Consider the following 13,737-nt stretch of genomic DNA (forward strand, 5'->3'; position numbering starts at 1 on the left):
TATTACAAAAACTTGAGGAATACTTATAAATAAAAGACGAGCAATAAAAAACCCAAGCTGAAAGCCTGGGTCCTTACGGTTAATCTTCTTCTGGTTGGATTTCAAAATCTTCCATAAACTTAGTGGTGTAATTACCTGCTAAGTAATCAGGATGATCCATCAATTGCCTATGGAAGGGAATTGTCGTTTTAATACCTTCAATTACAAACTCATCTAGAGCACGCTTCATTTTGTTAATAGCTTCTTCTCTAGTTTGTGCTGTTGTAATCAATTTTGCAATCATTGAATCGTAGTTTGGAGGAATACTATAGCCAGCATATACATGAGTGTCTAGTCTTACACCATGACCTCCTGGAGCATGTAATGTTGTGATTTTTCCTGGAGAGGGTCTAAAGTCATTAAATGGATCTTCAGCATTAATCCTACACTCAATCGAATGAAGATTTGGAGTGTAATTTTTACCTGAAATAGGAACTCCGGCAGCCACTAAAATCTGCTCACGAATCAAGTCAAAATCAATAACCTGTTCCGTAATTGGGTGCTCCACTTGAATACGAGTGTTCATCTCCATGAAGTAGAAATTTCTGTGTTTATCTACCAAAAACTCAACAGTTCCTGCACCTTCATAATTAATAAATTCAGCAGCTTTAACCGCAGCTTTACCCATTTTATCTCTAAGCTCTTCTGTCATGAATGGCGACGGAACTTCCTCTGTTAACTTTTGGTGTCGTCTCTGTACAGAACAATCACGCTCTGATAAATGACATGCTTTCCCTCTCGAGTCACCGACAACTTGAATTTCGATATGTCTTGGTTCTTCAATGAGTTTCTCCATGTACATGTCATCGTTGCCAAATGCTGCTTTCGACTCTTGTCTTGCAGAATCCCAAGCTGACTTTAAATCTTCTGGTTTCCATACGGCGCGCATACCTTTACCACCACCACCAGCAGTTGCTTTTAGCATTACGGGATAACCAACTTCAACTGCTAGTTTTTCACACTCTTCGAAATCTGCAATAATGCCATCACTTCCAGGCACACAAGGAACTCCTGCTGCCTTCATTGTTGCTTTAGCAGTGGCCTTATCTCCCATCTTTGAAATCATCTCTTCCGAAGCTCCGATAAACTTAATACCGTGTTCTTCACAAATTTTAGAGAATTTTGCATTCTCAGATAAAAATCCATAGCCTGGGTGAATACCGTCAGCATTAGTGATTTCTGCTGCAGCAATAATATTTGATATTTTGAGATATGATTCACTACTTGGCGCTGGACCAATGCAAACCGCTTCATCAGCAAATTTTACATGTAAACTATCAGCATCTGCAGTAGAATAAACCGCAACTGTCTTAATACCCATTTCTTTACAGGTTCTTATAACACGCAGTGCTATCTCACCTCTATTGGCAATTAGTATCTTTTTAAACATAACTACTATTTTAAAAATTCAATTTCCAAGCACCAAATTCCAATAATTGGGTTTTGGGATTTGTGGATTGGAATTTTCAATTGTTATGAAGGATCAACCAAAAATAATGGTTGGTCAAATTCTACAGGAGAAGAATCATCAACTAAAACCTTAACGATTTTGCCTGACACCTCTGACTCTATTTCATTAAATAACTTCATTGCTTCAATTACGCAAAGCACGTCGCCTTCTTTAACTTCAGTTCCTACCTCAACAAATACTGGTTTGTCAGGTGAAGGCTTACGATAGAAAGTACCAATAATTGGTGACTTTATTGTTACATATTTAGAATCATCTACGGCTGGTGCTGCAGGTATAGGCTCAGCCGGTGCTGCTGCCGCTGGTGCAGGGATGTGTTGTTGAACAACTGGTGCGGCAGCCTGCATTGGCACTTGCTGTACTATTGTTGTTTCACTATCAGAACCTGTTCTAATTGTAATTTTAACATCATCCATTTCTAACTTAACTTCACTTGCGCCAGATTTGGCAACAAACTTTATTAAGTTCTGAATTTCTTTTAAATCCATAGTGTTTAGATTTTTGTTAGTTAGTTTTTAGTTTAAGAATTATAAGCCCATTTAAAGTAAATTGAGCCCCAAGTAAAACCACCGCCAAATGCTGCGAAAATAATATTATCGCCCTTCTTTAGTTGTTTTTCGTAGTCATTTAATAATAAAGGTAAGGTAGCTGATGTGGTGTTACCATACTTCTCAATATTCATCATTACCTTTTCATCTTCTAAATTTATTCTATTGGCTGTTGCATCTATAATACGCTTATTGGCCTGATGAGCAGCTAACCATGCAATATCGTTATTGGTTAGATTATTTCGTTTTAAAATTCTCTCAGCAACATCAGCCATATTGAATACGGCGTTTTTAAACACGGTTCTTCCGTCTTGAAAAACATAGTGCTTTCCCTCATCAAATGTATGTTCATTAATTGGATAAGAAGACCCGCCATATTGCGCACGAAGAAATTCTCTTCCTTCACCGTTACTTCTTAAGAGTTCATCTTGTAGGCCTAACCCTTCTTCATTTGGCTCAAATAAAACAGCACCACCACCATCACCAAATATGATACAGGTGGCTCTATCTTTATAGTTTATGAAAGATGAATTCTTGTCGGCTCCTATTAAGAGAATTTTTTTATAACGTCCAGATTCAATATAGGCCGCTGCTGTTGACATGCCAAACAAAAAACTAGAACACGCAGCTTCCAAATCATATGAGAACGCATTAACAGCACCTATTTGGGTTGCTGTGTAGGCCGCAGTAGAAGCGGCTTTCATGTCTGGGGTTGCCGTAGAAACGATAACCAAATCGATTTCTTTAGGGTCAACACCTGATTTTTGAATTAAGTCTTGTGCTGCTTTTATAGCTAAAAATGACGTTCCTTTTCCTTCTTCCTTCAGGATTCTACGTTCTTTAATTCCTGTTCGCGTGGTAATCCACTCATCGTTTGTGTCTACCATGGTTTCAAGAACTTTGTTAGATAAAACAAAGTCGGGAAGATAACCTCCTACAGCTGTAATTGCCGCTGTGATTTTACTCATTATTAGCTTTTAGATTTATTAAAAGTATTGAAAAATGGCAAAAATCTATCGTTTTTTACCATTTTCAGCATTTTTTGGCAAATAATTATGCAAATTAAGTGGTTTTTGCCTTATTCAGAAAATTAAAACAAAAAAAACGCTCACAAGTGAGCGCTTAATTATATGCTTGCATAATAGTTATGCCAAATTTTCTTCTTCCGAGTTGTCGATAAGCACCTGACCTCTGTAATATAGTTTGCCATCATGCCAGTGAGCTCTGTGGTATAAATGCGGCTCGCCAGTCGTAGGGCAAGTTGCTATTTGAGGTACAGACGCCTTGTAATGAGTTCTTCTTTTATCTCTTCTTGTTCTTGATATTTTACGTTTAGGATGTGCCATTTTTAAATGTTATTTATCCGTTAATAGTTTTTTTAAATTATTCCAACGAGGATCAATGTCCTCAGATGATTTTTCTGTGTTGTCCCCATTGGGACTTAATTCTTCTAGTTTTGATAGAACGTCTGACTTTAATGTACCATCTTCAACACCAGGATGCACCCTTTTAGCTGGAACAGCAAGAATGATTAGTTCGTAAATGTATTGTGCGACATTTAATTCATATTCTCCATGAGGAAGTATCAATATTTCTTCATTATCATCATTATACTCTGCGCCAAATTTAACAACTAATTTAAAGTCATCATTAATGGATTGATTGTAGGGCTCATTAGTAAGATCACAATTAATGTTAACTAAACCATCCGCATTAAAATAAAGTTCTAATAACGTCGACTTCTTTAATAACTTTAAACTCGCTTTAACACAAGATTCATTAAACTCCTCAAATTCAAAATTTCGAAAGAACGTATTATCTATTTCAAACTCAAAATTGTGCTCTCCTTCTTTCAATCCAACAAATGGAATGGTAAACTCTTTTAATGCCTTCATACCCACACTCATTTTGAGCCTGCAAATATATATATTTTTTGTCATTTCTGGTTAAGATATCAACAAAAATTGTTCATATCTATTTAATTGCCTTTTGAAGTGCGTTTTTACTGTATTGACTATGTGTTTTTCTGTTGCGGAAAACTTCAATAGCTGTGTAGATTGCGTGTTTAAATGAACTTTCGTCCGCCTTTCCTTGACCAGCAATTTCATATGCGGTTCCATGATCTGGCGAGGTTCTTACCTTAGTAAGGCCAGCTGTAAAATTTACCCCTTCTCCAAAAGTTATGGTCTTAAAAGGTATTAATCCTTGATCGTGGTATGAAGCAATAATGGCATCAAAGCTCTTATAATTGCTAGAACCAAAGAAACTGTCTGCTGAGTAAGGGCCATATACTAAATTACCTTCCGAAGTGATTTTTTCTAAGGTTGGCCGTAACACCACATCATCATCATTTCCAATAACGCCGTTATCACCTGCATGAGGATTAATTGCTAAAACAGCCACTTTAGGTTTTCTGATTCTAAAATCTTGTCTTAAGGATGTTAAAACAGTATTAATTTTTTTCTTAATCAGTTTTTCATTGATATAATTTGCTGCTTCTTTCAAGGGTACATGATCTGTAAGTAGCCCTACGCGTAAATTTCCAGAAACCATAAACATTAAACTTTCTCCGTCAAGAGCTTTTGCGAGATAATCTGTATGACCAGGAAAATTAAACTTTTCAGATTGAATATTATGTTTATTAATTGGCGCTGTTACCAATACATCAATAGCTCCTTCTTTTAGTGCTTTTGTTGCTGCCGCCAAGGATTTGATAGCGTATTCCCCTATTTTTTTGTCTTCTTTACCAAATTCTATTTTAACAGGTTCCTTCCAAACATTGACAATATTTACATTACCATGCACTACTTTTTTAGGGTCGTCAATACTAAAGAAGCTTATTTTACTTTTAAAGTGATTCTTACAAAATTGCATCACTTTCGCAGAAGCAAAAATAACTGGTGTATTTAGCTCTAATATTCTTGGATCTTCATAAGTTTTTATGATAATCTCAGTGCCTATACCATTTAAGTCTCCTACAGAAATTCCTACTATTACTTTTTCTTGCTTCTTCATCTAATAATTTATGATTGTTGCACTTTTTTATTAAAATTGACTCTTGAGTGCTTAACTTTGCAAATGCAAATTTAACTAAATAAAGTAGATCTTATGTTTACTGGTATCATTGAGGATTTAGGAACTGTTGAACATCTTGAAGCGGATAGGGGAAATCTTCATTTAACATTAAAAACCTCTATCACTTCAGAACTAAAAATCGACCAAAGTGTTGCGCATAACGGCGTATGTTTAACGGTTGTTGATATTAATGGTGACAATTACGTTGTCACGGCTATAAAGGAAACTTTAGATAAATCTAATTTAAGCGAATTAACTAAAGGAGATGTCGTTAATATTGAGCGTGCCATGAAATTAGGTGATCGATTAGATGGTCATATCGTTCAGGGTCATGTTGATCAAACGGCAAAATGTGTGTCTATAACAGAAGAAAATGGTAGTTGGTTATTTACTTTTGAATATGACCCCTCACTTAATAATGTAACAATCGAAAAAGGATCTATAACCGTCAATGGGGTAAGTTTAACAGTTGTTAATTCTCAACTAAACACGTTTTCAGTTGCTATAATTCCATACACTTACAATCACACAACATTTAAGAATTTTAAGGTTGGATCCCTGGTTAATCTAGAATTTGATGTAATTGGAAAATATGTTAAGCGCTTAAACGAACTGCGTAACTAGGCTAATTTTTGAGAAAATTTATACGCTTTATAAGCGCCAAATAATAAAGCTAGAAGAAATACAAACCATATTCCTCCGTCTATAGGAAGACCAGGGGGAGGGGGTGGCATCGGTGGTGGCGGGGTGTCTCCTTGGGCCATAGAAGTAAAGCTCAAGAAAAAAAATAAGATTAAGGCTAAAATTTTTCTTTCCTTCATGTTATCAATTAAGGGTGCGTAAATGTATAAAAAAAACTTAGTTAACAAAACTAATTTACCTAAAAAACGTCCTTAAACGGTAAATTTTATCGATGAACTACCAAAAATACGTGGGTGTTAGGAGGGATACGCACTTGCTAGTTTCACCATTTTCACAAAAATAATATTAATTTTTTAATGTCCTAATTTTAAGAATTACCCTAAGTTTAATAAAAAGAAATTGGTGACCATTTAATACTGCAATAAATATAAAAAATGAAGCCATAAAATGAAGCAAAAAATTTAGTTCAATGCATTATTGATTATTACACATTTATAAAAGTTTTAGTCTGATTTAAATGTGGCAATTTGATGATCATGAGTAATGAGCTAATTGAAGAAATAATGATCGATTTTATGTACTTGACTAGTGTTTTTTTTCACATTGACATTGTCAAGAAACTTTAAGTATATAAAGGTATTATCTCTAACATGACTTAACTTCATTGTTAAATGATAGTATTTTTACAAAATTCATGTCGTTTTAAGCTTGGGGAATTGTCATAAAAATTTATGCATTATTTCATTTAATAAACCATCGATACTGAAATAACAGGGCTAAAATACTTAATGAAATTTGGATTTAGATTTCTTTCATTTTTAAATTATTGAATATTGCGTTGTTAATTATTTATTTTACAATATCAAGGTTTAAAAAGATGGAAGTATCACATAAAAAAGTTTTTAACGAAATGGATTTTATCAGGTTTTGCTGTAGGTACAATTGTATTAGATACCATATTTCTTATGGATTTCAGTAATACTTATGAGCCATTACAACCACATCGACTCTACTGTTATACGGAAGTTTCCTTGAGAGTCCCTCAATGCACCATCACCAAGAAAGCACATAGCTTTATAGGCGAGGAAATATACATTTTTGTAACGCTTTTGATTGCCATAAATCGCGCTAGCTGTTATTAATACTATTTTGCATGAAGCGTCGTTTATTCTAGCTACCAAAGCTATTGAAGAAAATCCCGCAAAAACCATAGAATGTACGGCACCAATTCTTGCGCACACTAATGCGGCAAAGGCAATCTTATCTCCATCATCTTCTAAATGCCTGTCTAAGTAATTTTCTGTAATATTTAGCTTACCATCACTAAACCATTTAGTCTCAAGTTTTGTTCAATCGTATTATAAAATAGTATCCCATTGTTTTTTTCAAAAAAAAGCCTTGGCTTTAGACTCCCAAAACACTTCTGGACTATCTATACTTTACTCATAAGCATCATTGTATTCTTCTAGACTGTTGATTTTAGATAATCCCATAATTTAATCACTTATTTTGAAAAAGAATTCTCGATCTGACGGCATATATCGGTTATTCTATTCCCTAATGTATTCATGTAGTTTAAATCTTTACTTATAATTTTAATTTCAACTAAAACATCTCTTCTATTTTCACTGATAGAACTGATACTAAAATTCCCACTCGGAAAATACACCTTTAAACCATTTAGTTCCTCCTGGAGAAACAAGTCGAATTCACCACTTGTCCAGTTTATAAATTTTAAATAAAGCTTTTTATTCATTATGGATTCAAGTTGCACCCATTCATGATAAGGATTTTTATAAGTTATATTTAGTTCTTTTGTCATGGGATACAATGAATTTTATTAACCTTTATTTCCTTAGCTTAAGGATAGTTATAAAATCATTCTTATTGAGAATGATAAAATGTACTTGATTATTAATCAATATCTTTTTTACGGCTTTGACTTCTTTATTTGTAAAGTAGCTAGAATCGTTAATAAACTGATATTCGTCTTTATCGTTATTAAATAAAATGTAATTTCTTGATGCATCATAACGAATAGTTTCTACCTCGGCATCAAATACATTACCAACGGCAAAAATATCTAAAGAACCATCATTATTTAAATCGTGTGTTTCTACACTTAGTGTTGGACTAAATTGCGCATACTTTGGTAATTCTATGATTTCAAATGTTCCATCTTTATTATTCTTTAAGACAAAAGATTCAAAATGAGATGCTGTTAGATGAGTAGCCTTACTTAACTCCCTCTCACCATAAATGTCTATTAAGCTAGAATTGGCAAATTCTTCGTAGGTCTCTATTTTGCTATTTAAAGATGTTATTTGTTGTGAAGAACACTCTTTTCCTCTAACAGGAATTAAATCTCCTGTTTTTGATACTTTACTGAGGATAACATCAAAGGTGGCATTATTTTCAAAATCATCTGCATATATATGCAATGGCTTTTTAATGGTAGGATGAAACTTGTTATTTCCCCCCCAATTTCCAACAATATAATCTTTAAAGCCATCACTATTTAGATCTGCGGCTTTGATTGTTTGATACCAACCTGTTTTACTTTCTAAATATGGAAAGGAAGCTTTTTCAAAAGAATTATTATTATTGACAAATATGGTTATAGGCATCCATTCACCGACAACTATAAGGTCGAAATCTCCATCATTATCATAATCAGTAAAAATGGCATCATTTACCATTTTCAATTCAGAGACTGCATTAATTCGTTTATCAGTTACATCTATAAACTTTCCGTTTTGATTTTCTAGTAAATATGCGGGGTCAGACAATGGGTACATGCCATGTTTAACTCTGCTTCCAACAAAAATATCCATGTCTCCATCATTATCGTAATCTGCTGAAGTAATACCTTTTGTGTTTAATCTTATTTTTGGTAATCTTTCAGATCTTTTAAACACACCATTACTATTATTTATATAAAGCCGATCTTCTAATAAAGGGGAGTCATGTGCAACTTCATAACCTCCAGACGCGACGTATAAGTCTAGGTCATTATCATTATCTACATCAATAAATAGAGCGTCTGTATCTTCATATACTTTTTCTGATTCAAACAAAGGTAGATTGGTGCTTGTGAATTTCCCGTCTTTGACTTGAACATATAAAGACGCTCTCTGGTTTATAGAATTCCCCACAAAAAAGTCTTCCAAACCATCATTATTAACATCACCAATAGCTATAGCTTTACTAACTTCTGATTGTTTTTGAGGAAGTAATAGTTGTAATTTATAATCATCAAATTCATTTTCTATTTGCTGATAATCTATACCTAATTCTTTTGCGTCTACAGTTTCGAATAAGAATTCTGAGTAAGAATTTTCTTGGGCTTCTTTAACGGCATTATTAAAGTATAAATTATAATGCCTATTAGTATCTATATTTGTAAGAAATTGCTGATGCCCATTGGGCCATATTACTTTTACACTATCGATTTTTGTTTTATTATTTAGTCCAAAATGCAATTTATTCGTTACAGACGATTGATATCCTCTACTTACAAATAATGTTTTAGATTGCTTTAATTCACCTGAAAAAATATTAATTCTAGTGCCAATACCTAAGGGATTGCTATTAGGTCCTTTAAGAGAAAAAGAGACATAATTATTTCTAGAGTTGTTCTTATAAATTGAAGCTTCTTCGGATTGATTGTTAATAATCAGATCTAAATCGCCATCGTTGTCTAAATCTGCATAAACCGCACCACATGAATTAACTTTTCTGTCTAAACCCCATTTTTTTGAAGTATTTGTAAATGTTAGATCTTTATTGTTCTTAAAGGCATAATTACCAAGTTTCGATGAAGGCATCATATCGATAGCCTCTTCTAAAGACACCTTTTTACGAGTTCTAATATTTACTCTCATTTGATTTCTAAAATCCTGATTAGATAGATCGTGTTCAATACCATTAGTAACAAATAAATCATTGTACCCATCATTATCAAAATCAGCAATCAGAGGTGCCCAACTCCAATCTGTTTTTGCAATACCAGCCAATTGTCCAATCTCGCTAAATGATCTACTACCATTATTAAGTTGCAACATATTAGCCATGTATTGATGATGATAATCATTATCAACAAGAGTATTGAAATTTTCAGTGCTCATAGTCGCCATATTCTCCTTACTTCTAATATGGTCCTCGGCAAGCATATCTAAGACAATTAAGTCGGGTTTTAAGTCGTTGTTTATATCATTATAATCAGAACCCATACTATTCGCTGAGATGTGTTTAAAGTAGTACAGAATTTCATCTTTAAATGTACCATCTCCTTGATTTATATATAAAAAGTCAGGCTCTAAAAAATCATTAGCAACATAAACGTCTTCTAAGTTATCGCCATTAAAGTCGCCAATGGAAGCACTTAGGCCCCAAGCTTTATTCTCTATACCTGCTTTACGAGTTACGTTAGTAAATTTATTTCCGTCATTTCTAAACAACTGGTCTGAGTTATACGCTTCCTTATTGTTTTGAATACGCGGATCAATATTAACATTGTTTTGGAAATCTTGGCGGTGATTGACCAAGTACATATCTAAGTCATTGTCTTTATCATAATCAAAAAAATACGCTTGTACCGAAAACCCAAAATGATCCAAACCATATTCTGAAGCACTTTCTTTAAAAGTTTCATTCTTTTGATTAATGTATAATTTATTTTTTCTGAGCTCATGACTATCTAAAGAACCTGATTTACATACGTAAATATCTAACCAGCCATCATTATTTATATCAATCATAGATACACCAGTCGTCCAGCCATTATCGTCTTTAGCGCCAGAACTGCTAGTTACATCTTTAAATTCAAAGTTTCCTTTATTTAGATAGAGTTTATTGGTTTCTTGATTTGAGGAAAAATAGATATCTTCTAAGCCATCATTATTTATGTCTCCTACCGCAACACCAGCTCCGTTATAGATATATGAGTAGTTTAAAAAATTAAAATATAAATCCTCAGTTACCTTATTTTTAAAGTGAATATTAGATTGGTCACTCTCAACCTTCTCGAATAAAACGTTAGTAGCTAAACTTTTTTCTTTAGGATTAGAACAACTAATAAGAATAACAATTAGGAAAAATATCGAAGGTTTATAGCAACTCATATACTGGTATCATTGATAATGGAATTAAGATCGCAATATGTTTTATTGTCAATTTTGTGTTTTTATGTGGTGAACTAAATTGTCAATAGGCCTTCTTATGTAATTAGAACCCTTTAAACCTCTTTTGTTTAAAGCTATTTCAAGATGTTTTCTTCCATGATATGCAATAGAACCAACAAAATGTAAGGGTACCGTTTTCAGTTCTTCCTCATATTGCATAATGTGGTTTTCAATAAAAACGGTCATGCCGTCAACTAAAATATTTTCTATAAAGGGATGGTCTTGGTTTTCAAATAAAAACCTTGCAAACTCAGCCAAATACTTGTTTGGTGTGGACGATTGGTATAATTTTTTAACAACGTTTTTTTCATTTAAATTGAATTGATTTTCAAACGAAAATTTTAGTTCAATGGGCATCTTATTATAGAAATACTTCTTTAAAAGCTCTTTACCAAAATAATTACCACTTCCTTCATCCATAACTATGTAGCCTAAAGAAGGTGTTTTTAATTGTACAGCTTGGCCATCATAAAAGCAACAATTTGATCCAGTTCCTAAAATACAAACCACAGCAGGTTCATTAGTTGTAGCATAAACTGCAGCCATAATATCTTCCTTGGTAGTTGTGTCTGCTTTTTCAAAAATAGAGGTTAATACGTTATTTATTTTTTTTTGATTTTTTCTTGTTCCACAACCAGCGCCAAAAAAATGAATGGAATTTACTATATCTTTATAAGAGGTTAGTTCTATACTGTCAGTAATAACTTTTTTTAGTTCTTTTTTTGATAAAATAGCAGGATTTAAACCTTTGGTTCTAATCCTTATAGGATCGTTGTTTTCATTTTTATATAAAATCCAATCACATTTTGTAGAACCACTATCCGCTATCAATAACATAGTTTATGTTTTATGCACTTAAATTTAATCGATTATCATCAATTTTAGAGAGCAGTTCTTTAACTGAATTCACCCCTGTTTCAAACCCTCTATCGTAATAACAGCTGTTAACACTTGCTCTTTGCAGTTTGTTAATATATATAATTGGAATACCATCGTTTATAAAACCCTTTAAATGGTGGCATTTTTCAGGGATACATGTCCTTTTTGTTGAAGAGAATATTAAGCCATCTATAATGTTGCTTTTAGATAGAAGATTTGAATATTTAACTTCTTTATTAAAATCATTACAAGATTGATATACCATAATTTTGTAATTATTTCTTGAGGATTCTTCAGTAATTCCATTTAATGAATCCAAAAAGAAATTGTCTTTTAAGTCTGGTAGAATTATACCAATGATATAACTTCTCTTACTTTTTAAAGCTGAGGCATGAATATTTGGTTTGTAGTTAAGAACATTGGCTGTTTTAATAATTCTATTTTTAGTGTCAACACTTATTTCTGGACTATTACTTAATGCCTTTGATACTGTAGAAACAGATAAGTTTAAAACTGACGCTATATATTTTAAGGTTATACCATTTGTTCTCATAACTCATTATTGCATTAGATAGTTTGTTTTGCAATAGGCCAAAAGACTTTTTAGAGATTTAATTATTACCAATTCTGTGTCTTGAATAGGCGCTTTGAGCAAAACTAATAATGCGTTTAGCTTATCATATTGAAGTTCTGTAATCTTTTTATCTGATAATGCGTTTAAAAGTAATTTTGAAGTGTCAGATAAGTGTCTAGATAGCAGCTCTAAACGTTTTGTGTTTGGATTTTTATTTATAGCAGTAAAATCCTTATGATTTTCTTTCCAAAGCCGTAAAAGTTTGGTTATCTCTGTTTTACTTTCTTCTTTATCTCCTGCAATGAATAACGAAACATTCTTATTAAATTTAAACGCATCTTCTGCATCTGCAGTACAAGCATCTGCAAACAAGGTAAAAGGTGAAAATGATTTGTATTCAGTACCGCCTTCATTTCTTGAGTAAATTTTTAAAGGCTCACAAACTCTAGATAAAATTTTTAATGATTTTATATCTTCATTTCTACTAATATTTCTAAGAATTACGTCTTTATTTCTTATGTGATTAATTCCTATTTCCTCTAGTTGATAGTTTATAACCCTCAGCCTTTTTCTCATACTGTCGACATCATTTATGTCTTTTGAAGACCAATACCTTTCTGCAATGGCTGCTGTTCTAGGCCAAATTCTAGAGTCTATTGTAAGTGGTGTAACGAGCTCACTCCACATAGTTGTTTCCGCACCAAGTATCCTTTTACGTTCTTCTTTGGTCAGTACAACATTACCTATGGGGTCTACTAAATAATGATGTTCTACAGAAAGCATTCTATCTATATAATAGCCGGCTGACAGAACCGCTTGATAACCTTTCTGAGCAGCTTCAATTAATGTGCTTTGTTCTAAACCTTCATGCTCACCTCTCCAAGAATGTATAACAGCGGTTTTAGGAGTTGAAGGGGTTAGAATTTCATCCCAACCCATTAATTTTTTTCCAAACTTGTTTAATATTTCTTCAAGTTTAATATTAAAATAGGTTTGTAAATCGTGATTGGTTTTTAGGTTGTGTTTCGTTTTAAATTTTTGAATATCTTTATTCTCATCCCAATGTTTGCCTTCGTTTTCATCTCCGCCAATATGAAAATATTCGTCTGGAAATAAAGGTGCTATTTCCGAAAATAAAGTCTCTAAAAACTCGTATGTACTTTCTTTTGTAGGGTTAAGTGTTGGGTCAAAAATACCTGCATAGCGTTCAATGGAGTATTCATAATCATCTTTACTACCGTGCTCGGGATAAGCTGTTAAAATAGCTGAAGCATGACCAGGAACATCAATTTCTGGAACCACTCTAATACCCAAGTTTGATGCATAAGC

At 33.0% G+C, this 13,737-nt stretch carries 12 protein-coding genes; 1 reads left to right on the forward strand and 11 read right to left on the reverse strand.

Translation table 11 applies throughout. The annotated features are described in order from the left end of the window. Nucleotides 1-79: 79 nt before the first annotated feature. From accC to pdxA, 6 genes are all read right to left on the reverse strand, one after another. Nucleotides 80-1,429: an acetyl-CoA carboxylase biotin carboxylase subunit gene (gene accC, locus HRU49_RS08400; protein WP_296356098.1), complete on the reverse strand. Its 1,350-nt coding sequence runs from the start codon at nt 1,427-1,429 to the stop codon at nt 80-82. 83 nt (nt 1,430-1,512) lie between these two features. Next, the gene (gene accB, locus HRU49_RS08405; RefSeq protein WP_296356100.1) at nt 1,513-1,995 is read right to left on the reverse strand and encodes an acetyl-CoA carboxylase biotin carboxyl carrier protein; all 483 of its coding nucleotides are present in this window, start codon (nt 1,993-1,995) and stop codon (nt 1,513-1,515) included. A gap of 32 nt (nt 1,996-2,027) precedes the next feature. Next, on the reverse strand, nt 2,028-3,023 hold the full coding sequence (locus HRU49_RS08410; RefSeq protein ID WP_296356102.1) for a beta-ketoacyl-ACP synthase III: 996 nt from the start codon (nt 3,021-3,023) through the stop codon (nt 2,028-2,030). A 177-nt stretch (nt 3,024-3,200) separates the two neighbouring features. Continuing rightward, a complete protein-coding gene (gene rpmF, locus HRU49_RS08415; RefSeq protein WP_296356104.1) occupies nt 3,201-3,401 on the reverse strand; it encodes a 50S ribosomal protein L32 in 201 nt (66 codons plus the stop codon). Between the two features lie 9 nt (nt 3,402-3,410). Then, nucleotides 3,411-3,950, reverse strand: coding sequence for a DUF177 domain-containing protein (locus HRU49_RS08420; protein WP_296356106.1), 540 nt, complete (start codon nt 3,948-3,950; stop codon nt 3,411-3,413). Between the two features lie 79 nt (nt 3,951-4,029). Further along, nucleotides 4,030-5,070, reverse strand: coding sequence for a 4-hydroxythreonine-4-phosphate dehydrogenase PdxA (pdxA, locus tag HRU49_RS08425; RefSeq protein WP_296356108.1), 1,041 nt, complete (start codon nt 5,068-5,070; stop codon nt 4,030-4,032). 93 nt (nt 5,071-5,163) lie between these two features. Between pdxA and HRU49_RS08430 the strand changes: the two genes are divergently transcribed. Beyond that, on the forward strand, nt 5,164-5,754 hold the full coding sequence (locus HRU49_RS08430; protein WP_296356110.1) for a riboflavin synthase: 591 nt from the start codon (nt 5,164-5,166) through the stop codon (nt 5,752-5,754). Nucleotides 5,755-7,276: 1,522 nt separating this feature from the next. Here HRU49_RS08430 and HRU49_RS08435 read toward each other — a convergent pair. The 5 genes from HRU49_RS08435 to HRU49_RS08455 all read right to left on the reverse strand — a co-directional run. Continuing rightward, nucleotides 7,277-7,594, reverse strand: a complete 318-nt coding sequence (locus tag HRU49_RS08435; protein ID WP_296356111.1) for a hypothetical protein — start codon at nt 7,592-7,594, stop codon at nt 7,277-7,279. Between the two features lie 25 nt (nt 7,595-7,619). After that, nucleotides 7,620-10,895, reverse strand: coding sequence for a VCBS repeat-containing protein (locus HRU49_RS08440; protein ID WP_296356114.1), 3,276 nt, complete (start codon nt 10,893-10,895; stop codon nt 7,620-7,622). 48 nt (nt 10,896-10,943) lie between these two features. Continuing rightward, entirely contained in the window at nt 10,944-11,792 is an 849-nt protein-coding gene (locus HRU49_RS08445) for an N-acetylglucosamine kinase (RefSeq protein WP_296356115.1), read from the reverse strand. A 10-nt stretch (nt 11,793-11,802) separates the two neighbouring features. Continuing rightward, nucleotides 11,803-12,387, reverse strand: coding sequence for a LacI family DNA-binding transcriptional regulator (locus HRU49_RS08450; RefSeq protein WP_296356117.1), 585 nt, complete (start codon nt 12,385-12,387; stop codon nt 11,803-11,805). A 6-nt stretch (nt 12,388-12,393) separates the two neighbouring features. Then, nucleotides 12,394-13,737: family 20 glycosylhydrolase (locus tag HRU49_RS08455; protein ID WP_296356119.1), on the reverse strand; the 1,344-nt coding region annotated here is incomplete at its 5' end.

It is taken from the genome of Winogradskyella sp. (assembly GCF_013213975.1).
GTDB lineage: Bacteria > Bacteroidota > Bacteroidia > Flavobacteriales > Flavobacteriaceae > Winogradskyella.

Bases quoted from the DNA above. Each gene is read 5' to 3' on its own strand.
- accC (WP_296356098.1), bottom strand. From the start codon at position 1,429: ATGTTTAAAAAGATACTAATTGCCAATAGAGGTGAGATAGCACTGCGT.
- accB (WP_296356100.1), bottom strand. From the start codon at position 1,995: ATGGATTTAAAAGAAATTCAGAACTTAATAAAGTTTGTTGCCAAATCT.
- HRU49_RS08410 (WP_296356102.1), bottom strand. From the start codon at position 3,023: ATGAGTAAAATCACAGCGGCAATTACAGCTGTAGGAGGTTATCTTCCC.
- rpmF (WP_296356104.1), bottom strand. From the start codon at position 3,401: ATGGCACATCCTAAACGTAAAATATCAAGAACAAGAAGAGATAAAAGA.
- HRU49_RS08420 (WP_296356106.1), bottom strand. From the start codon at position 3,950: ATGAAGGCATTAAAAGAGTTTACCATTCCATTTGTTGGATTGAAAGAA.
- pdxA (WP_296356108.1), bottom strand. From the start codon at position 5,070: ATGAAGAAGCAAGAAAAAGTAATAGTAGGAATTTCTGTAGGAGACTTA.
- HRU49_RS08430 (WP_296356110.1), top strand. From the start codon at position 5,164: ATGTTTACTGGTATCATTGAGGATTTAGGAACTGTTGAACATCTTGAA.
- HRU49_RS08435 (WP_296356111.1), bottom strand. From the start codon at position 7,594: ATGACAAAAGAACTAAATATAACTTATAAAAATCCTTATCATGAATGG.
- HRU49_RS08440 (WP_296356114.1), bottom strand. From the start codon at position 10,895: ATGAGTTGCTATAAACCTTCGATATTTTTCCTAATTGTTATTCTTATT.
- HRU49_RS08445 (WP_296356115.1), bottom strand. From the start codon at position 11,792: ATGTTATTGATAGCGGATAGTGGTTCTACAAAATGTGATTGGATTTTA.
- HRU49_RS08450 (WP_296356117.1), bottom strand. From the start codon at position 12,387: ATGAGAACAAATGGTATAACCTTAAAATATATAGCGTCAGTTTTAAAC.